20 protein-coding genes are annotated in these 21,490 nt (G+C 37.5%); 9 read left to right on the top strand and 11 right to left on the bottom strand.

Annotation, left to right across the window (positions count from 1 at the left end; genetic code table 11):
* Positions 1-56 precede the first annotated feature (56 nt).
* From ACLCEG_RS02135 to ACLCEG_RS02115, 5 genes are all read left to right on the top strand, one after another.
* Positions 57-989, top strand: coding sequence for a Dyp-type peroxidase (locus ACLCEG_RS02135; RefSeq protein WP_410565423.1), 933 nt, complete (start codon positions 57-59; stop codon positions 987-989).
* Between the two features lie 84 nt (positions 990-1,073).
* Positions 1,074-1,430 carry a hypothetical protein gene (locus ACLCEG_RS02130; protein WP_410565420.1) on the top strand — a complete coding sequence of 119 codons (357 nt, stop codon included), beginning with the start codon at positions 1,074-1,076 and terminating at the stop codon, positions 1,428-1,430.
* A 134-nt stretch (positions 1,431-1,564) separates the two neighbouring features.
* Positions 1,565-5,026 carry a transcription-repair coupling factor gene (gene mfd / locus ACLCEG_RS02125; protein ID WP_410565417.1) on the top strand — a complete coding sequence of 1,154 codons (3,462 nt, stop codon included), beginning with the start codon at positions 1,565-1,567 and terminating at the stop codon, positions 5,024-5,026.
* 199 nt (positions 5,027-5,225) lie between these two features.
* Positions 5,226-5,660 (top strand): HIT domain-containing protein, encoded by a 435-nt coding sequence (locus ACLCEG_RS02120; protein WP_004701924.1) that lies wholly within the window; start codon positions 5,226-5,228, stop codon positions 5,658-5,660.
* Positions 5,661-5,712: 52 nt separating this feature from the next.
* On the top strand, positions 5,713-7,182 hold the full coding sequence (locus ACLCEG_RS02115) for an adenylate/guanylate cyclase domain-containing protein (protein ID WP_019459027.1): 1,470 nt from the start codon (positions 5,713-5,715) through the stop codon (positions 7,180-7,182).
* A 48-nt stretch (positions 7,183-7,230) separates the two neighbouring features.
* Here the strand turns inward: ACLCEG_RS02115 and fdx are convergent, their stop codons facing one another.
* The 8 genes from fdx to ACLCEG_RS02075 form a co-directional block, all read right to left on the bottom strand.
* Complete coding sequence (gene fdx, locus ACLCEG_RS02110) at positions 7,231-7,569, bottom strand: ISC system 2Fe-2S type ferredoxin (protein ID WP_002049779.1); 339 nt, start codon at positions 7,567-7,569, stop codon at positions 7,231-7,233.
* Positions 7,570-7,587: 18 nt separating this feature from the next.
* Positions 7,588-9,447: a Fe-S protein assembly chaperone HscA gene (gene hscA / locus ACLCEG_RS02105; protein ID WP_410565414.1), complete on the bottom strand. Its 1,860-nt coding sequence runs from the start codon at positions 9,445-9,447 to the stop codon at positions 7,588-7,590.
* 38 nt (positions 9,448-9,485) lie between these two features.
* Complete coding sequence (gene hscB / locus ACLCEG_RS02100; protein WP_004701919.1) at positions 9,486-10,004, bottom strand: Fe-S protein assembly co-chaperone HscB; 519 nt, start codon at positions 10,002-10,004, stop codon at positions 9,486-9,488.
* Between the two features lie 82 nt (positions 10,005-10,086).
* Positions 10,087-10,407 carry an iron-sulfur cluster assembly protein IscA gene (gene iscA, locus ACLCEG_RS02095; RefSeq protein ID WP_004701917.1) on the bottom strand — a complete coding sequence of 107 codons (321 nt, stop codon included), beginning with the start codon at positions 10,405-10,407 and terminating at the stop codon, positions 10,087-10,089.
* A 30-nt stretch (positions 10,408-10,437) separates the two neighbouring features.
* Positions 10,438-10,824, bottom strand: a complete 387-nt coding sequence (gene iscU / locus ACLCEG_RS02090) for a Fe-S cluster assembly scaffold IscU (protein ID WP_002049835.1) — start codon at positions 10,822-10,824, stop codon at positions 10,438-10,440.
* A 66-nt stretch (positions 10,825-10,890) separates the two neighbouring features.
* Positions 10,891-12,108 (bottom strand): IscS subfamily cysteine desulfurase, encoded by a 1,218-nt coding sequence (locus tag ACLCEG_RS02085; protein ID WP_077168537.1) that lies wholly within the window; start codon positions 12,106-12,108, stop codon positions 10,891-10,893.
* A gap of 1 nt (position 12,109) precedes the next feature.
* The gene (locus tag ACLCEG_RS02080) at positions 12,110-12,583 is read right to left on the bottom strand and encodes an Rrf2 family transcriptional regulator (protein ID WP_004701912.1); all 474 of its coding nucleotides are present in this window, start codon (positions 12,581-12,583) and stop codon (positions 12,110-12,112) included.
* A gap of 110 nt (positions 12,584-12,693) precedes the next feature.
* Entirely contained in the window at positions 12,694-13,341 is a 648-nt protein-coding gene (locus ACLCEG_RS02075; RefSeq protein WP_004701910.1) for a hypothetical protein, read from the bottom strand.
* Between the two features lie 210 nt (positions 13,342-13,551).
* Between ACLCEG_RS02075 and ACLCEG_RS02070 the strand changes: the two genes are divergently transcribed.
* From ACLCEG_RS02070 to ACLCEG_RS02060, 3 genes are all read left to right on the top strand, one after another.
* Entirely contained in the window at positions 13,552-14,007 is a 456-nt protein-coding gene (locus ACLCEG_RS02070; RefSeq protein ID WP_004701909.1) for a phasin family protein, read from the top strand.
* A gap of 169 nt (positions 14,008-14,176) precedes the next feature.
* A complete protein-coding gene (locus tag ACLCEG_RS02065) occupies positions 14,177-14,449 on the top strand; it encodes an HU family DNA-binding protein (RefSeq protein ID WP_001043034.1) in 273 nt (90 codons plus the stop codon).
* A 131-nt stretch (positions 14,450-14,580) separates the two neighbouring features.
* On the top strand, positions 14,581-16,446 hold the full coding sequence (locus tag ACLCEG_RS02060) for a SurA N-terminal domain-containing protein (protein WP_240061064.1): 1,866 nt from the start codon (positions 14,581-14,583) through the stop codon (positions 16,444-16,446).
* 40 nt (positions 16,447-16,486) lie between these two features.
* Here ACLCEG_RS02060 and ACLCEG_RS02055 read toward each other — a convergent pair whose 3' ends face one another.
* Positions 16,487-17,452, bottom strand: coding sequence for an AraC family transcriptional regulator (locus tag ACLCEG_RS02055; RefSeq protein ID WP_410565410.1), 966 nt, complete (start codon positions 17,450-17,452; stop codon positions 16,487-16,489).
* A gap of 171 nt (positions 17,453-17,623) precedes the next feature.
* Here ACLCEG_RS02055 and ACLCEG_RS02050 point away from each other — a divergent pair, with 171 nt between their 5' ends.
* Positions 17,624-18,847, top strand: a complete 1,224-nt coding sequence (locus ACLCEG_RS02050) for an alkane 1-monooxygenase (protein ID WP_019459032.1) — start codon at positions 17,624-17,626, stop codon at positions 18,845-18,847.
* Positions 18,848-18,962: 115 nt separating this feature from the next.
* On the opposite strand, the gene ACLCEG_RS02045 is transcribed toward ACLCEG_RS02050, so the two are convergent.
* Together ACLCEG_RS02045 and ACLCEG_RS02040 are read right to left on the bottom strand one after the other, a co-directional pair.
* Complete coding sequence (locus tag ACLCEG_RS02045; protein ID WP_410565407.1) at positions 18,963-20,168, bottom strand: acyl-CoA dehydrogenase family protein; 1,206 nt, start codon at positions 20,166-20,168, stop codon at positions 18,963-18,965.
* A gap of 21 nt (positions 20,169-20,189) precedes the next feature.
* Positions 20,190-21,473, bottom strand: a complete 1,284-nt coding sequence (locus tag ACLCEG_RS02040; RefSeq protein WP_410566536.1) for an acyl-CoA dehydrogenase family protein — start codon at positions 21,471-21,473, stop codon at positions 20,190-20,192.
* Positions 21,474-21,490: the final 17 nt, after the last annotated feature.

Genomic DNA, 21,490 nt, shown 5'->3' with positions numbered 1-21,490 from the left:
AGTATGCTAAATTACTACCGTAAATTGTAAAAATAAGGCCTGTTTTTATGGAATGTATGAGAATTCAGCCAGTAACAAGTCATCCTGGAGAAAATGCATTATTTATTGTATTGGGGTTAGCTCAAGGTGATTCTGTTGTAGAAAAAGTAAAAGATTTTGCTGCTAATTTTTCAGCATTAACCAGAAGTTTATCTAACCGTTATCCGGATAGTAAATTTAATGCTACTGTGGGATTTAGCTCAAATGCATGGAGCATTTTATTTCCCGAACAAGCAAAGCCGCAGGAATTAGAAACATTTCAAGAAATTAAAGGCCCAAAGTACACAGCTGTTTCAACACCTGGTGATTTATTCTTTCATATTCGTGCTGATCGACAAGCTCTTTGCTATGAGTTGGGAAGCATAATCAATGAACAGTTGGGTAAAGTGACTTATCCAATTGATGAAGTACATGGTTTCCGTTATTTCGATGGTCGAGCTATTATTGGCTTTGTAGATGGAACAGAAAACCCTGAACCTGTAATTGCAGCGCAGTGGGCGCTAGTGGGTAGTGAAGATCCTGAATTTATTGGGGGAAGTTATGCATTTATTCAAAAATACACGCATGACATGGAAAAATGGCGTGCTTTAAGCGATGCAGAACAAGAAAAAGTGATTGGACGCAAGAAGTTTAATGATGTTGAACTTGGTGATGATGAAAAGCCTTTAACAGCTCATAATGTGGTAAGTAAAGCGCATGATGCAGAGGGCAATGAACTAAAAATTATGCGTGCCAATATGCCTTTCTCGAATCCTTCAAAAAATGAATACGGTACTTTTTTTATTGGTTATTCGCGTAAATTTAGTACAACACGCCAAATGCTTGAAAATATGTTCCTAGGAAATGAACAAGGTCATCTTGACCGTTTACTTGACTTTAGTACTGCGCAAACAGGTACTTTATTTTTTGTACCGACTGTAGATTTCCTAGATGATTTGGGTGACGAGTAGTCGCTAGAAATTAATTAAGCATAAGTAATGGAGGTGAATAGGTTGCCTCCATTATTTACATTGAAACTAATATGATGTGATGAAATGTTTAAAAAGTTAGGCCAGCTTTTTCAAGGCTCGAAAGAGTCACCAGAGCAAATGTATTTACAAGAGAATCAACTTAGTTTTGATTCTGAGCGTGGACCCGTAATTAAAAATTTTGTAATTAACGAGAAATGGTCAGAGCATCTTGAATATTTTTCAAATCGTAAATTACAGAACTTTGATGATTTACGTAAGTTATTTCAAATTACGCCACAAATTAATGAAAAAATTGACTTAGAGATTGCAAATCAACGCTATGTCGAAAGGTTAGGTAATACTGAAGAAAAGTTACTTGAACTTAAAGCAATCATACAAATATTGAACCAATATTATGTGATGTTTCTACGTGATAAATAAGTTCAAGCATTTGTTTAAGAACTATAAAAAAGTATCGTAAAGTAGTAGCTTGATTTCAGAAAAATAACTCAATTCAATAAAAACATCATGCTACTATTAACCTCATATCTTTTTAGCTCATAAAAGCCATATACATGTTTCAACAAGAAATCTCTCAATTGAATTTGCAACAGCTCAAGGCCGGTGAAAAGCGTTGGGTGGGGTCATTATTAGGTTCATCAGCCGCTTTATTGCTTAAAGAAATTGCGACTCACCATTCTTCTTTATTAGTTTTAGTCGCTCGAAATAACCAGCATGTTGCGCAATTAGAAAGTGAACTTGAGTTTTATGGGATAAAACCGACAATTTTCCCTGATTGGGAAATTTTGCCTTATGATCGTTTATCACCGCATCAGGATATTGTCTCGGAGCGTCTTGCGATTTTATCGAATATGCCGCAGCAAGGCGTATTACTCATCTCAGCAAGTACTTTGGCTCAACGGGTTGCACCTTATTCATGGGTTTTAGGTAAGCACTTTGACATAAGAGTGGGACAAAAATTTGATTTAGAACAGCAAAAATTAAGATTGGTTCAGGCTGGCTACCACTTGGTAGATACAGTATATGATCATGGCGAATTTGCGGTACGCGGCAGTATTATGGATATTTTTGCATCTGGGCAAGAAGCTCCTATCCGCATAGACCTATTTGATGATGAAATTGATTCTTTAAAATTCTTTGACCCCGAAACGCAAAGAACAACTACAACGCTAAAAAGTTTTACAGTTTTACCTGCTAAGGAATTTCCATTAAAAGAAGCTCGGTCAGTTTTTAGAGATCGTTATTCTGAGTTTTTTCCGACAGCAAACCCTAAGAAAAATCCAATTTATCAAGATGTCTTAGATGGCATCGCATCTCCAGGAATTGAGTTTTATTTACCGTTATTTTTTGATAAAGAACAAATACAATCACAAAGTATGTTTACAACGTACTTACCAAAGAATTGCATTGTAATTACAACCAGTGATGTTGATACTGATTTAACTAACTTCTGGAAAGAAGTTATGCGTCGTTATGAAGATCGACGCCATAATATTGATCAACCTATTCTTGCTCCTGAAGAGTTATTTATTTTTCCAAATAATTTGCTGAGTGCTTTAAATCAGTTTCCGCGCATGCTTGTGAGTGCGGAAACGATTGAAGAAAAAGCTGGTGCACTTAACCTTGAAACTGAGAAACCACCTAAATTACCGGTCGACCCAAAAAAAGAAAAACCATTTACAGCTGTAAAAAAATATATTGATGAAGCAAACCATCCTGTTCTATTGGTTGCGGAAAGTGCAGGACGCCGAGAAAGTTTAAAAGATGCATTGCGTTCAAGTTTAGGTGAAATTCCCAATGTAGAAAATTTTGAGCAATTCAAAACTAGCCAATTTGCAATTGCGATTACCAATGCACCTTTAGACCGTGGCTTACTTATAACTGATCAATTAACAGTTATTTCAGAAAATCAGCTTTACGAACACCGAGTTGTACAGCGTCGTCGTAAGCGACAACAGGAAGTTTCTGAAGAATTTCTGATTCGAAGCTTAACTGAGCTTAGTATTGGTGCTCCTGTTGTGCATATTGATCATGGCGTGGGTCGTTATGCTGGCTTAATTACACTTGCTATCGAAGGGCAAGACTATGAGTTCCTCCAACTTGATTATGCTGAAGATGCTAAAGTTTATGTCCCAGTAACCAACTTGCATCTGATTAGCCGTTATAGTGGTGGCGACCCAGATTTAGCACCACTACATAAAATTGGTACAGATGCTTGGAGTAAGGCAAAACGTAAGGCTTTAGAACAAATTCATGATGTTGCAGCCGAACTTTTACATATACAGGCACGTCGTCAATCAAAACCTGGCTTTGCTTTTGAATTAGATCAGTCGCTTTATATGCAATTTGCAAGCGGCTTTGCGTACGAAGAAACGCTTGATCAGGCCAATGCAATTGAAGCTACGCTGCATGATATGCAGCAAGCAAAACCAATGGATAGATTGGTATGTGGTGATGTAGGTTTTGGTAAAACCGAAGTGGCCATGCGAGCAGCATTTGTTGCAGTACAAAATGGTAAACAAGTTGCAGTTTTAGTTCCTACTACATTGCTCGCTCAACAGCACTATGAGTCTTTTAAAGACCGTTTTGCTGATTGGCCTGTTCGTATTGAAGTATTATCACGATTTGGCTCAAACAAAACTCATGTGAAAAATATTGAAGACTTGGCTGAAGGTAAAGTCGATATTGTGGTAGGTACACATAAGCTATTACAAGAAAATGTTCAGTTTAAAGATTTAGGCCTAATGGTTGTAGACGAAGAACATCGCTTTGGTGTACGCGATAAAGAGCGAATTAAAGCTTTGCGTGCCGATGTTGATATGTTGACACTTACAGCAACACCAATTCCTCGTACGCTTAATATGGCTTTCTCTGGTATGCGTGATTTGTCAATTATTGCAACTCCGCCTGCACGTCGTTTAGCAGTGAAAACTTTTGTGCAAGAGCATACAGATGCTTCGATTAAAGAAGCAGTTTTACGTGAGTTATTACGTGGTGGACAAGTTTACTTCTTGCATAATGAAGTAGATACCATTGAAAGAGCTGCTGAAAATATCCGTGTTCTTGTACCAGAAGCACGTGTAGCTGTAGCACATGGACAAATGCGTGAACGTGAGCTTGAGCAAGTCATGCAGCAGTTCTATCACAAAGAATATAATGTACTGGTATGTTCAACCATTATTGAAACGGGTATTGATGTTCCCAATGCCAATACAATCATAATTGAACGTGCAGATAAGCTTGGTTTAGCGCAATTACACCAACTACGTGGCCGCGTAGGTCGTTCACATCATCAGGCTTATGCTTATTTATTGGTACCTTCAATCAAACACTTGAAAGGTGATGCTGAAAAACGCCTTGATGCAATTCAACGAGCTTCTACATTGGGTGCAGGTTTCATGCTTGCTACTGAAGATTTAGAAATTCGTGGTGCTGGTGAGTTATTGGGTGAGCAACAAAGTGGTTCAATGCAAGCGATAGGATATAGCTTGTATATGGAAATGCTTGAGAAAGCGACCAAAGCAATTCAACAAGGTAAAACGCCGAATTTTGATGCACCATTGTCGTTAACTGCTGAAATTAATTTACATATTCCTGCGCTTATCCCGGATGATTACTTAGGCGATGTTCATCAAAGATTATTATTCTATAAGCGTATTAGTAGTACCGATACTCAGGAAAAATTAGATAATATTCGAATGGAACTGATAGACCGTTTTGGTGTTCCTCCACAGTCGGTTAAACACTTGTTTAGTGTGCATCAGATTCGCTTAAAAGCAGAACATTTAGGTATTACAAAAATTGATATTAATACTCAGGGTGGACATGTTGAATTCTCACCAGATACCCCAGTTCAAGCCATTAGTATTATTCAATTGATGCAAAAGAATCCGACCTATTATCGTATGGAAGGTGGTCAACGTTTAAAGGTAATGGTTCAGCTCGAAGAGTATGAAAAACGGATTCAATTTATCAATGATCTACTACAAAAATTGATGAGTGAACTACATGTCTGAGATATGTTTTTTTATAAACGATAACTGATTAAGACATTTGTATTGCTACAATTGAAATTTATGCACTATTTATACCTTGAGATATGAATAAGTGCATAAAATCATTATTATTTGTAAGCAAACAGGCTACTAATAATATTCACATCAAAACTGATGTGATAGTATTAGCCATTATTGTTTATTGTCATTTATAAAAGATATGTTTAGTTTGCATCCACAACTTGCTCAAGATACTTTTTTTGTAGGCGATTTTCCGCTTTCAACATGTCGTTTAATGAATGATATGCAATTTCCTTGGTTGATTTTAGTACCACGTGTACCAGGAATCACGGAATTATACGAATTGAGCCAAGCTGACCAAGAACAGTTTTTACGTGAATCAAGCTGGTTATCTAGCCAGTTAGCTCGTGTTTTTCGTGCTGACAAAATGAATGTTGCAGCTCTAGGTAATATGGTACCTCAATTACATTTCCACCATGTTGTCCGCTATCAAAATGACGTAGCTTGGCCTAAACCAGTGTGGGGTACACCAGCAGTGCCATACACAAGTGATGTTTTAGCTCACATGCGTCAGACCCTTATGCTTGCTTTACGTGGTCAAGGTGATATGCCTTTTGATTGGCGCATGGATTAAATCAATGTAATGCCACATCTCAGTGTGGCTACATTGAAATGTGGAGGATAGGGTGCAATTAGAGAGGTTTATAGATCGAGAACCTAAACAGTTTGCATATTTTCATCGTTTGATGGGGTATTCAATTCTGTCATTGATTTTAGTGATCTATGCTTTTACCTCACCAAATACTAATTATCAAATCTATATTCCTCCTTTTTTTCTTTTTTTACTTTTTATCAGTTCTAAATTAGAACATTGGTTACAGTATCAATTTGATAAGAAAACACAAAAAAGTGTTTTTTTTGCGATAGACACGATTGTGGTGGCAGTTACTCTTGCGGGAGTACACCTTAATCTTGTTCCAACATTTATTGCAGTTTTTGCTTTATTTTACTCAGCTATTAATAGTCGTATTTCGTTTGCAGTGATTTGTTTAACGAGCTTACTTGGTGCGATTATTTTTTATTTAAGTACTTTTTTCCTATTCGGTTTCCATCCATATTTTGAAGCTACTAGCCAAGAACTTACAGTAATTACTTTGCTTGGTCTGGTTATGTTTATAACCATTGGAAATTACTACCAACATCGCTGGGTCAAAAAAATTAGTCAGCAACGTCAGCATTATTATGATCAAATGACACGTTATATAGCTTTTGCTAATCAGTTAAGCCGCTATGCGCCATTACAGCTATGGCAATCTATTATGCGCGGTGAGGCTGAGGCAAAAATTGAATATAAACGTAAGAAAATGACAGTATTCTTTTCTGATATTCAGGGTTTTACTGAGTTATCCGAAACCTTAATTCCAGATGATTTGGCTTTCTTGCTTAATGACTATTTAAGTCATATGACTGAAATTGCGAAGCAATACGAGGCGACTGTTGATAAATTTATGGGAGATGCGATTCTCATATTTTTTGGAGATCCGAATTCACAAGGTGTTGAGCAAGATGCCAAATCATGTGTAGAAATGGCAATTGCTATGCGTCAGCAAATGAAGTTGTTGCGGGAACGCTGGAAGAAAATGGGATATTCAGCCTTGCATATCCGTATGGGGATTAGTACGGGTTATTGCCACGTTGGCAACTACGGGGCAACACACCGTATGGCATACACAATTGTAGGTCGTGATGTAAATTTGGCGGCACGTTTACAATATGCTGCTGAAATCGATGAGATACTTATTTCTGATGATACTTATCAACTTATTAAAAGTGATTTTCTATGTGCACCTAAAACACCTATTTATTTAAAAGGTATTCAAGGTGCAGTAAAAACATGGCAAGTCATGGAAAAATATACAGGGAACAAGTCAGATCATCAGCAATGGTTTGATTATGAATATAAAGGTTTCCATTTAGTCCTGAACTTAGAAGAAGTACAGAACTATGAATATCCAGAATTAGTTGAAGTGCTTGAAAAAATGATTCAACGCATTAAAGTTCAACAAACTTTGATTAATACTCAAGGTGTTGCTCAGCTTAAACTTGAAGACGAAGTTAAGCAGATAAATATCGATCAAAAGCAAAACCAAATATAAATTACAACAATAAAAAAGCTGCCGAAGCAGCTTTTTCACTATTATATTTTAATGATTTTCTGATGCATGGTTAATTGTATATTTCGGAATCTCGATTTCAAGATCTTCATCTACGATTTTAACTTGGCATGAAAGACGAGAGTCTGGCTCTAAGCCCCAAGCACGGTCTAAAAGATCGGCTTCAACATCATTCATTTCTTCTAAGCTATCAAAACCTTTGCGAACAATTACATGGCAAGTTGTACATGCGCATGACATGTCACAAGCATGTTCGATTTTGATACCTTTATTGAGCAGGCTCTGGCAAAGATTTGCATTTTGTTCAACCTCAAATTCCGCGCCTTCGGGACAAATCTGAGCATGAGGAAGTACTTTAATACGTGGCATATTGATCACCTATACCTTTTAGTTTGATTTTGACCAATCGTCGAGTTTTGTGCCTTTTAAGGCATGGTCAATATGTCGATTCATTCGTAGTGCTGCAAACGCATCACTATGTACTTTAAGTTGTTGAACTGCTTGCTCAATCGCTTGGATATCGCTGCCTTCAAGCTGAGCTTTCAAGGATTCTTTTGCAGAGTTAAGAGCTTCACGCTGGTTTTCATCAAGTAAATCTGCATCTACTTTTAATGCTTGCTCTAGAGCCTCAAGTTCACGTTCTGCTTCAACTTTGGTTTCCTTTAAGTGACGAAGATTTTTGTCTTCTTCGGCATGTTGAAAACCTTCAATTAATAAGCGTTCCGTATCTGCTTCAGATAAACCATAAGATGGTTTAATATCAATATAGGCTTGTACACCAGAAGTTGTTTCACGAGCAGAAACAGTGAGTAAGCCATCTGCATCAACTTGGAAAGTGACCTCAATACGAGCTTGGCCTGCTGTCATTGGTGGAATACCATGAAGCACAAATCTGCCTAATGAGCGGCAATGTTCAACTAAATCACGTTCACCCTGAACTACATGAATTAACATGGCAGTTTGACCGTCTTGATAAGTTGTAAACTCTTGACGACGGGCTACAGGAATAGCTGTATTACGAGAAATTAGGCGTTCAACTAAACCACCCATTGTTTCTAATCCAAGAGAAAGAGGAGTCACATCTAAAAGAAGTGAACCATCTTGACTATTGCCGATTAACTGATTTGCCGTAATCGAGGCACCAATAGCCACAACTTCATCCGGGTTGATTGTGCAGAGAGGCTCTTGATTAAAAACGTCACGGACTGCTTTCTGAACCGCATAAGAACGGGTAGAACCACCTACCAAAACAACATTTTGAATGTCAGTTAACTCAAGCTTGGCATCGCGTAATACACGCTTACAAACACTAATGGTTTTATCTAGAGCCACTTGAATAATGCTTTCAAATGTAGGGCGATCTAGTGTAAGAGTTGTATCAATCAGCTTTAATTCAACTGAATCTTGAGTAGATAATTGTTCTTTAGCTTGACGCGCTGCAACTATAAATACGGCATAGTCTTCATTACTTAATACATCAATACTAAGCTGTTTTTTTGCCCATTTCACAATTAGACGGTCTAAGTCATCACCACCTAAAGCTGTATGACCACCAGTCGCTAAGACTTCAAATACGCCTTGTGAAAAACGCAAGATTGATACATCAAAAGTACCACCGCCCAAATCGTAAATTACATAGTTACGGTCGGTCTCTAAGTTACTTTCTTGATCCAATCCATAAGCAACTGCGGCAGCTGTAGGTTCATTTAATAAACGTAATACATTTAAACCAGCAAGTTGAGCGGCGTCACGAGTTGCTTGACGTTGAGCTTCATCAAAGTAAGCAGGAACTGTAATTACAGCACCATTAACAGGATTTTGTAGACTGTCTTCAGCACGATCTTTTAATTGTTTTAAAATTTCAGCTGAAATTTCTACAGGTGTTTTACGTCCAGCACGAGTTTCAAAAGCAGGCATCTCGTTTTCTGAGCCTACTAATTCATATGGATGCTGAAACTTAATATCTGCTTTTGAGCGACCCATAAATCGTTTAACAGATACAATCGTATTTTTTGGATCTGTAATGATAAATGGTTTGGCTTCTTCGCCATAATGAGTTGTACTGTCCCCATAATGAACGATAGAAGGAAGTAATCTTCTATTTTGAACATCATTGAGTACTTTAGGTTTGCCTGATAACACTGTCGCAACTAGTGAGTGTGTTGTTCCTAGGTCAATACCAATCGCAATGCGATGTTGGTGTGGGGCACTGGATTGACCCGGTTCAGCAATTTGCAAAAGTGCCATGAGTTAAATCCCTTGAAAATAAAGTAGAAAAAGCAAAATTAAAAATCATCGTCTAAATCAAAGCTGTCTTCTTCATCTAACAGTTGATCTTCTGCTTTATCAATATCGTTCAAAACACGTTGAAAGAAACGTAACTTACGTACGGTATCACGTGCTTCAGCCCAATCTTCTTCGCTATAATCAATTTTGAATTCACGAACCAGGCCATCAATCCATTGTTGTACTTCTAGCTTTAAAGTACGTAAATGTTCAGTTGTTGTCGCTTCGTCAAGTTGTTCACGAAGTTCTAAAGCAGATTGTAGAAATTCAAAATCACTAATAGATTGATCAAGATGATGATCTTGCTTCTTAAGAGCTAAAAGGTAAGCAGCACGACTATCTACTTGTGATAGTGTTTTAAAAGCTTGATTGATTTCACTTGATTTGATCAATGCTTGATCTTTATCTGAGGCTTTATCTGGATGATATTGTTGCTGCAAACTCAAGAAATTTGATTTTAAGCTTGCCAAATCGATATCGAGTGCCACAGGTAAATTGAACAACTCAAAATGATTCATTAGAAATGGGATCCGCGTTAATTAAATACATTAAAACAGTGCTTGATAGACACTGTTTTAATGAGAAAAGGAAAGGAGAGGATTAAACAGTGAAAGATTCACCACAACCACATTCACCCTTTTTATTAGGATTGTTAAATTCGAACCCTTCATTAAGGCCATTTTTAACATAGTCCATTTCTAAGCCTTCTAAATAAACTAGGCTTTTCGGATCTACAAAAACCTTAACGCCGAACTGTTCGAAAGTTTGATCATGTTCATCGATTTCATCTACAAACTCGAGAACATAAGCCAACCCAGAACAACCAGAAGTTTTCACACCAACGCGAATGCCTTCACCCTTACCTCGGTTTTTAAGGTAATTGCTAATATGAGTCGCAGCATTTTCAGTTAAATGAATCATGAAAACTCCAACGTTTATAATGGTAACAAATTAAGCTTTTGACTTTTTACTACGATAATCTTCAATCGCAGCTTTAATCGCATCTTCAGCTAAAACAGAACAGTGAACTTTTACTGGCGGAAGAGCTAACTCAGTCGCAATATCAATATTTTTGATTGCTTGAGCTTCATCAAGAGTTTTGCCTTTTAACCATTCAGTTACAAGAGAACTTGATGCGATTGCAGAACCACAACCGTAAGTTTTAAAGCGTGCTTCTTCGATTACGCCACTGTCATTTACTTGGATCTGTAAACGCATCACGTCGCCACATGCAGGTGCACCCACCATACCTGTACCAACATTTTCAGAGTTTTTGTCTAAAACACCAACATTACGTGGATTTTCGTAATGATCAATTACCTTTTCGCTATAAGCCATTTCGCTTCTCCAAACCTCGGGGTCAGCCTAATATTAATATGAGGGTTAAAACACTAATTTCAATAATTAGTGTTCTGCCCATTCAACTGTAGAAAGATCGATACCTTCTTTGTACATATCCCAAAGCGGAGAAAGTTCACGTAATTTCTCAACAGCGGCTTTGGTAATTGTAAGCACGTGGTCAATGTCTTCTTCAGTCGTGTATTTACCAAAACTAAAGCGAATTGAGCTGTGTGCAAGCTCATCAGATAAACCTAATGCGCGAAGAACATATGAAGGCTCTAAAGTTGCAGAAGTACAAGCTGAACCACTTGATACAGCAGCATCTTTAAGCGACATCATTAAAGATTCACCTTCAACAAAGTTAAAGCTGACATTTAAATAGTTTGCAACGTTTTGAGTCGGGTGGCCATTTAAGAACACTTGTTCAAGATCTTGTAAACCGTTCCAAAGTTTGTCACGAAGTTTACGAAGACGCTCTTGTTCTGCATGCATGGTTTTGCCTGCGATTTCAAAAGCCTCACCCATACCTACGATTTGGTGAGTAGCCAAAGTACCAGAACGCATACCGCGCTCATGACCACCACCATGAATTTGTGCTTTTAAGCGAACACGTGGGCTACGACGTACATATAATGCGCCAATGCCTTTTGGACCATAAATTTTATGAGCGGAGAAGCTCATAAGGTCAATTTTCATAGTAGATAAGTCGATATCAACTTTACCAGCTGCTTGTGCTGCATCTACATGGAAAAATGTTTTGTTGGCACGTGTTAATTCACCAATCGCCGCTACATCTGTAACTGTACCAATTTCATTGTTTACCATCATAAGAGAAACAAGAATAGTATCTGGGCGAAGGGCAGCCTTAACCATATCAGGAGTAATTAAACCTGTTTGTGGCTGTGGCTCTAGATAAGTAATTTCAAAACCTTGTTCTTCTAATTCACGACAAGGATCTAGAACAGCTTTGTGTTCAATTTTACTTGTAATGATATGTTTGCCTTTAGAAGCGTAGAATTGAGCTACACCTTTAAGAGCAAGGTTATCTGATTCGGTTGCACCAGAAGTCCAAACGATTTCACGTGGGTCAGCTTTAATTAAATTTGCGACTTGCTCACGTGCATATTCAACTTTTTCTTCTGCTTGCCAGCCATAAGCGTGGGAACGAGATGCAGCATTACCAAAGGTACCGTCGAAAGTTAAACACTCCATCATACGTTCTGCAACTTGCGGATCTACTGGAGTGGTTGCTGCGTAATCAAGATAAATTGGACGTTTCATATCAAATACCTGTACCCGATAAAAGAGCTGAATCTATGCCAGTCACATTTTGGCGTAGTGCAACAGTTTGAACGTTGTCTCGGCTAATGAGGTCGGCAAGAGTGATTTTGGCTAAATAGTCGGCAATATGATGAGAGAGTTCTTGCCATAAATCGTGAGTCAAACACATTGCACCATTTTGGCAGTTACCTTTATGGTCGCAACGCGTTGCATCGACAGTTTCATTTACGGCTTCAATGATTTCTAACACAGTAATTTCATCAGCGTTTCGAGCCAAATGGTAACCACCATTTGCACCGCGAACACTAGAAACTAACCCATGACGCTTAAGTTTAGCGAACAACTGCTCTAAGTAAGCAACTGAAATAGATTGACGTGCGGCAATTTCGGCGAGCGTGATCGTTTGTTCAGTTGGCTGCAAAGCTAAATCAAGTAGAGCAGTCACTGCGTAGCGACCGCGAGTTGTAAGGCGCATGATTCGATACACATGTTAAGACTAGATAATAGGATTTTATGAATCCCGACTAAAATAGTCAAGTTTTTTTATTTTTAATTCAAGTGTAGGATCAAGATAGAAAAAATGAGTTATGCTGCCCATAAATTATATATCAAATAAGCAAAAAATATTAGGCTAATTATACCAAAGCACAAGTTAATATTGCGTTGGCGTTGCTGTAAACGTGCAATTCGATTCTGATATTGTTTAATTTCTACATTTAATGAATTGATCTCTGAACGTTGTTGATCGATTTTTTCAAGTAATGGGGCAATTCTTTTACGTGAAGCAAGTGTCTCAGCTTCGTCATCTGGCGTGTTGAACCATTGTTTCCAGTCTGCTAGAAGTTTAGGTAATGTGAGATGTGAAATTAAATCGATGAGTTCTTTTTTAGTTTCTGAATCTCCATCAATTCGCATGTTGTTTAAACTGCGTTGATTTGAGAAAGCGAAAATCTTGATAAGATCAATAAGTGTACTATTTATTTCTAAGTCAATACGACGGTCATATGAGTGAATATCGAATAGCAAGCCTTTTTCAGTAAATTGCACATAGAAGTCGAAAAATGGCAAATAGCTATTAATGCGGATTGTGATTTTATTAGCGATAAACTTTTTCGCTTGCAAGCGAAGAACACCATCGTGGGTGAGAATAAATGAGAAAAAAGTTTCTAAAATAATTAGAACAATATTCAGCAACAGACGTGGATGTTTTTGTCTTTGTTGCGTTTCACTCATAAAAGTTTATCCTTAAATATTAGAGATTAATTGAGGGAATGAGACATCCTATCTCAAACTTAGCATAATGTCCTGTTAAATATATTTACATGACATGATTGTTTTGTAGAACAGTTTCATAAATGTATCAAGTCTTGACTTTGATATTATAAGAATATTTTGTGGTTAAATAAGACTTCGTCTGTCTCATCCGATCAGGAGCTTAGATCAATGGATAATGCAAATATAGAAACACAAGTAGAAGAGCAAGGAGAAAAAAATAAATTAAAATCAAAAAGTTCTAGGAAGTCTGCATTAGATTTTAGAAAGTATACTAAACAGATCTGGTTAGCAGGTCTAGGTGCTTTTTCTCGTGCTGAAGAAGAAGGCAATAAACTATTTGACTCGCTAGTCAAAGTAGGTGAAGAGCTTGAGTCCAAAACAGGTGATTTAGCAGATACAACTGTTGGTAAAGTAACCGAAAAAGCCAAAGAGTCTGTTTCTGACACCAAAGATAAAGTTGAAAAAATCTTAGATACCAGTGTGAATCATTCTTTAAATAGAATTGGCTTAGTTACTCCTAAGGACTTACAGCACATAGAACAACTCCTGGTTCAACTGCATATAAAGGTTGATGCTTTAATTGAAGAAAATCAAAAATTGAAGGCAAAATTGAATGAAAAGTAAAAAAATGTAGGGATTTAGCAAATATATAACAGTTTTTTAGCATTTATTTTTGCTAAAAGCTCTGCTCTAGTATTGCGTTTTCCCCCAAAGCATTGCTATAAAGGCGTCATGGCCTTTTAAACTATAGCCTTGGACCTTAAACAAACGATATTAAGAGGATGTTTTATTCATGAATAAATCAGAATTAATCGATGCAATTGCTGAAAAAGGGGGAGTATCTAAGACTGATGCAGGCAAGGCACTCGATGCGACAATTGCGTCAATTACTGAAGCACTAAAAAAAGGTGACACAGTAACTTTAGTTGGTTTCGGTACTTTCAGTGTTAAAGAACGTGCTGCACGTACTGGCCGTAACCCTAAAACTGGTGAAGAGCTTCAAATTAAAGCAACAAAAGTACCTAGCTTTAAAGCTGGTAAAGGTCTTAAAGATTCAGTTGCTTAATCTTTTAAGATGATTAAACGCGCCAATATAGGCGCGTTTTTTATTAAAAATCTGAATTGACCAATATTGCTCATTCATTCATTGTGGTTTTTCAGTTAAAATTCTCCTCGAAATAAAATATTGGAATACTTATGGAATCTTTTCGTACAGTCATTAAGGGTTGGCTAGGCAAAGTCCTTTTAATTTTGTTTTTGACCCCTTTAGCGCTTGTAGGTATTAATGGATATTTTAATAGGGGAAACAAGGCAGATGTCGCAAAAACTGTCAATGGACAGGACATATCAAAAAAAGACCTTGAAACTTTAACGCAAAGGTATAAAGAACAATATTTAGCTGCTGTAAAGGGTGATGAAAGTTTACTTAATTTACCGGTAATTCAAGCGAAAGCACTTGATATATTGGTATCTCGTAATTTACTCATTCAGCAAGCTGAAAAACTCGGTATCTCTTTAAGTGATGCTCAAATCGAGCAAATGTTGGCTCAACAGCCAAGTTTGCAAGAAAATGGCCAGTTTTCACAAAAATTATATGAAAATTATTTGCGTTCGATTGGTATGACAAGCCAAGCTTTAATTGCGAGCTTGCGTCAAGATCACGCTTTAAAAATGTTGACTTCAACTTTTTCAGATTATTCTTTAGTAAGTAAAGTTGATTTAATGCAAATTGCGAATTTGCAAACAGAACAACGTACATTACATTTGGCTAGTATCAAGTTAGATAGTTATAAAACTGGCTTAACTGCATCGAATCAAGAAGCTACTGACTATTACAACAAACATCAGAATGAGTTTAAACAGCCTGCTTCAGTTGATGTGGATTATGTTGTTTTATCTCCATCTTTAATGGCGAAGCCTGCACCAGCAACAGATGCTGAGCTTAAGCAAGCCTATGCGAAGTTTGTAGAAACTCAGCAAAAAGATGCTAAACGTGTTGTTAAACATATTCTTATTACGACTGATGGTCGTGATGATGCAGCAGCCCAAAAGCTTGCTAAAGATGTATACGCAAAAATCCAAGGTGGTCTTTCATTTGCTCAAGCAGCAGCCCAGTTTTCAGAAGATCCAACTTCGAAAGCGAAAGGCGGCTTAGTTGAGGCATATGCACCTGGTATTTTCTCTGATGCATTTGATAAAACTGTTTTAAGTTTGAAAAATGGTCAAGTTTCACAGCCAGTAAAAACACAATATGGTTACCATATTATTGAAGCAGAAACCCCAGCGACTCAAATTCCTTCATTTGATGCTGAGAAGGCACGCTTAACTGCAGAAGTTGAAAAGAATAAAGTTGCTACTGTTTATTCAGATACCGTTAATAGTTTGAATGAAACAATTGTTGGTAATGATTCTTTAGATGCTGTTGTACAACAAGTTAAAGGTACAAAAATTGAATCTTTAAATGGTGTAACTTTAACTACTCAAAACCCGCAGTTAAGTGATCCAAATGTAAAAATTAAATTGTTTAACGATGATGTGAAAAATGGTGATCGTAATGCTTCATCAAATATTCAATTAGCGAATGGCGATACAGTTTGGATTAAAGTACGTGACTATCATGCAGCTGGTGTTAAACCAATTGCTCAAGCGATGAATGAAGCGAAAGCTAAAGTAATCGATGAAAAAGCACGTAAAGCGGCTCAAGCAAAAATTGCTACAATGTTGACTGAATTCAAAACTCAGCCAGCTGAACAGGTTGTTGCAAAAAATAAGGTACCTTTTGAATCTGCAGGTGTATTTACTCGCTCACAAGGTTTGAAACGTGCAATTGAGCGTGCAGCATTTAGTGTTCCTACGCCAAAACCTGGTATGTGGTCTGTTACAACAGCGAACTTACCAAATGAGTTAGTCGTTGTTGCTGTATCTAATGTAAATTCAGCTGCCGTAAACGCTATGCCAGCCGACCAGTTAAAGCAATTACAACAGCTTTATCGTCAATCTCGCGGTCAGCAAATACTCGAAGATTACAGTGAATACTTAAAGTCACACGCTAAAATCAAATAAAACTTATGTAATAAAAAAAGCGCTTCGGCGCTTTTTTTTATTACTGATCAAGACTACTGCCAATATAATTTTGTCTATATTGTTTAGGCGACAAATCAAATACTCTTTTAAATGCCTGACTAAATGCTGTTTCTGACGAATAGCCCACTTTATTTGAAATTTGTTGAATTGATAAATTACTTGTACGCAGATATTGGCTTGCTAAACGAAAGCGATAATGCTGTAAATAAGTAAGGGGAGGTTCCCCAATAATACTATTAAAAAGATTGGCAAACTTAGAACGTGACATGCAGCATTGTTCAGCTAATGATTCGACAGTCCAGCTTGCTTCAGGTTGACTATGAATTGCTGATAGAGCATTACTCAACTCAGGGTGAGTCAAGGCACCTAACCAGTTTTGCTGATCTGACATTTGTTGAATATGATCACGAATACATTCAATTAAAAGAATACTCACTAAATGATCGATAATCTTGTCATGCCCAGGTTGAATTTTTTGTGTTTCGACTGCTAAAAAATAAAGTCCTATTTGTAACCATTCAGGAGGAGTGGTTTGGTTCTCTCGTTGAATATGCATGATAGGTGGTAATGCATTAATAAGTGGTCCTGCCATATGCGTATCAACTTGACAGCGTAAACAGAGCAGTAATGTATTTTCAGATCCTGCTGAACCGAGCTCAATCGGGTCTTGTCGATGTCCGTTAAATAACGGAGTAATATCGATAGGATCTACAAGTTTACTTGCAGTCGCTTTTGAGTCTGTAGCATGGTGAGCTTTTCCAGAGGGAATTAAAATAATATCTCCAGCCTTGGCTGTTATTTTTTCTGAAGGATTTATTTGAATATATACAGAACCGGTTAAAACAATATAAGCAAGTAAAGCAGATTGATCTTGTGTTTTAAAAGCCCATTCATTTTGTGCTTTGATATAGATATATTCTGACTTATTTAAGTGGATATCATCAAAAAATTTACTTAGTGCATCCATGTTTACGTGATCAATCATTATTTTAATAAAATTATAGTGAGCTGTAAGAATAGATCAACATGTGTTTTTAGGACAAAAAAGTGGAAGAAAATGCCAAAGACTTTGAAATAGGTTTTTTGGACGGTTACAACTGTTAAGCAAATGGTATTTCTTTAACTATATAGATATATAGAAAAAGGAAATATGACTATGAATGCACCAGTAAATGTTCAGCAAGAACTTATGCCAGTGCCAGCGTCTATGCGTGAAATAGATCGTAAGCGCTATTTATGGATGATTAGTCCGGCTCTACCTGTAATTGGTTTAGGTATTTTAGCTGGTTACCATTTTGGTCCACGCCCATTAAAGAAAGTATTTGCTTTGGGTGGCCCACTTTTATTACATGTTGTGATTCCTGCAATTGATACGATTATTGGTAAAGATGCACGTAATCCAACTGACGAAGAAATTAAGCTTCTAGAAAAAGATCCGTATTATTCGCGTTTGGTGAAAAGCTTTATCCCATTACAATATGCAGCAAACGTTTATGCATGTTATTTAACAAGCCGTAAAACTACTTCTTTTATAGATAAAATTTTACTTGGTATTTCTATGGGTGCAATTAATGGTATTGCGATTAATACTGCTCATGAACTAAGCCATAAGCATGATCGTATTGACCATATTTTATCTCATCTTGCTTTGGTGCCTACAGGTTACAACCATTTCCGTATTGAGCATCCATATGGCCATCATAAGCGTGCGGCAACGCCTGAAGACCCTGCTTCTTCACGTATGGGGGAAACATTCTATGAATTCTGGCCGCGTACAGTTATTGGTTCTTTCAAGTCAGCAATTGAAATTGAGAAAAACCGATTAAAACGTAAAGGTAAAGAGTTTTGGTCACTCGATAATGAATTACTGCAAGGCTGGGGTATGACTGCTGCTTTTCATAGTTCGATGATTGGACTTTTTGGTAAAGGTACGATTCCGTATTTAGCGACGCAAGCATTTTACGGTATTAGTCTTTTTGAAATTATTAACTATATTGAGCATTATGGTTTGCTACGCCAGAAAAAAGAAAACGGCCAATATGAGCGTACAATGCCAGAGCATAGCTGGAATAATAACAACGTAGTGACAAACTTGTTCTTATATCAGTTACAGCGTCACTCAGATCACCATGCTTATCCAACTCGTCCATTCCAAGCACTGCGTCATTTTGATGAAGCACCTGAGTTACCAAGTGGTTATGCAAGTATGTTGCTACCAGCATTAATTCCTTCACTGTGGTTTAAAATGATGGACAAGCGTGTATTTGATCACTACAAAGGTGATTTAAATAAAGCAAATATTTCACCAAAACGTCGTGCAAAAATCTTTAAAAAATTCGGTGTAGTTGATAAGTCATTAGAAGTTACGCCAGTTAAATAAATAAAAAATATATACCTGAAATACCTAACCCTCTAATCATATGATTAGAGGGTTTTTATTTTGTAGATAGAGTAGTACTAAGCAGTAAGGAAGTTTTAACTTCCTTGCAACGCTCTTATTTTAATTCGCTTGACGATTTACCAAGCTCACGTCGAGCAATAATAAGCTGCTGAATTTGTTGAGTTCCTTCAAAAATATCAAGAATTTTTGAATCACGTGCCCATTTCTCAAGTAATTCATCTTCGTTATAGCCAACACTTGCTGCTAACTCGACACACTTCAAAGTAATTTCATTACCTACACGGCCTGCTTTTGCCTTGGCGATGGAAGCTTCTTTTGAGTTTGGTTTCTTGTTGTCAGCCATCCATGTTGCTTTCAACATGAGTAACCGTGCTGCTTCCCATTCGGCCTCCATACGGTAAATTTGTGCCGCAAGATTAGATGTTTGCAAATATGGCGTTGAGTAACTTGGATCCAACTGATCTTTAAAAATTTCTTTAATACGTTCTAATGAAGCTTTAGCACAGCCAATGGCCATAGCAGCGACTAACGGGCGTGTATTATCAAAAGTTTCCATTACACCTGCGAAACCTTTAGCCACATCGACTTCAGCATTACCTAAAAGATTTTCTGCTGGTACGCGGCAGTCAGTAAAACTAATAACTGCTGTATCAGAAGCTTTAATTCCCAATTTGTGTTCAAGGCGCTCCACCTTCATTCCAGGCGTGCCTTTAGGCACTACAAATGATTTGATGGCTGCACGTCCAAGTTTTCGGTCGAGGGTAGCCCAGACAACCACAGAGTCTGCACGTTCACCTGAGGTTACGAAAATCTTTTCACCATTTAAAATGTAGTCATTACCATCTTTAGTTGCTATAGTACGGATAGCAGCAGAGTCTGAACCACAGCCGGGTTCAGTAATCGCCATTGCAGCCCAAGTACCTTTAAAACGTTCTAGTTGCTCATCATTTGCAACTGCTGCGATGGCAGAATTTCCTAAACCTTGGCGTGGCATACTGAGTAATAGCCCAGTATCGCCATAACACATTTCAATGATACCTAGTGCCGTCGACATGTTGGTGCCGTTACGGACACCTTCATTATCTGTTTCACCTCGTTTGCTTGCACCAGCAGCACCTGCATTAATTCCTTCGCCACCTTCGTTCATACCGTCGATGAGTGAGGCAAGCATATCAAGCTCTTTGGGATAAGCATGTTCTGCTTTATCATATTTACGGGAAATAGGGCGTAATACATTGATCGCAACATCATGTGCTTGATCAATCATCATTTTGAATTTTTTTGGATTTTGTAAATTCATGGAAATGTCCTCTGATTGATCTTAAGCATGTAAGCCAGAATGTAAAATTGCGGTCGCACGTAAATCACGATACCAGCGTTCAACTGGGTGTTCTTTTGTGAAGCCATGACCACCCAAAATTTGTACGCCATCTGTTCCTATTTTCATGGATTTTTCTGCGCAAAGAAGACGAGCTAAATATGCTTCACGATGGAACGATTTACCTGCTTCGGCAAGACTTGCTGCATTTAAAATCAGCATACGCATAGCATCAATCTCAATTGCCATGTCTGCAATCATGAATGCGACACTTTGACGATGTGAAATTGGTTCTCCAAAAGCAGTTCGCCCATTGGCATATTTAATACAATAGGCTTTAATAGCTTCACAGGTTCCTACAGCCATTGCACACCACATAAGATTGCCTAAATCTAAAAAGGCGGTGTAATCAAAATCTGTTGCACCTAGTCGTAGAGCAGGTGTGTGGCTGAACTTTAAAGTAGCTGTTTCTGTTGCTTTGAGGCCCATTGCCGGAGTGTTCTTAATGGAAATAGTGTCACCCACTTGCACTATAAATACATCTGGCTTGCCATTAAAGTCAGCACTCACCAATAACACATCAGCCAAATCACCTAAAATGACTAAGGTTTTTTCACCATCAATGTAAAATTGATCATTTTCAAGAAAAGCTTTTGTTTTTAAAACATAAGGGTTAAATGCTGGAGTTGCTTCTTGTACTGCAAAGGTTGCTGTAATGTCTGAGTCTTCAGCAAAACATGGCAGATACATTGACTGAACCTCGGCAGATCCCCAACGTGTGATTGCATTAATAACGCTAAAGGTACTGAGTAATCCCGCTGTAAGACTAAAATCACCTTCAGCTAGTTTTTCAGCAATCAGTAAGTTACTTACAATATTTTGTTCAGCAGCAACGCCACCTAGTGCTTCTGGTAGGGCGTAATAATTTAGCCCTAAATCTTCAACATATTGCCAAAGGCTTTCTGGAAATTGAGCTGCCTGATCAGCATCATGAGCTAATCCTAGTAAAACTTCTTTAGCAAATTGAGACATTGCTTCAGAAGTCATTTGTTGTTCTTCAGTTAGGCTTAAATCAAATAGGTTTTTCTTTTGCTGAGGTAGGCGTTGTTGTGGAATTTGTTTAGGCTTAAATGCTTTTTGAGTTTGGCTTAATGCTCTGAAGCCAGCTTTTGAACCTTGATAAAGAGACTTTTCAAGAAATTTACGTAGTTTGAGTTGATCAAGTACATCGCTTCCAGCCAATTTTGTGATCAGCGATAAACCCAACCCTTGGGCTTTATTGATCATATTTGTCATGATTATGG

Source organism: Acinetobacter sp. H1(2024) (genome assembly GCF_046557555.1).
GTDB classification, from domain to species: domain Bacteria; phylum Pseudomonadota; class Gammaproteobacteria; order Pseudomonadales; family Moraxellaceae; genus Acinetobacter; species Acinetobacter seifertii.
Note: the sequence above shows the minus strand (reverse complement) of the source record. Positions and strands in the feature narration are given on the sequence as shown.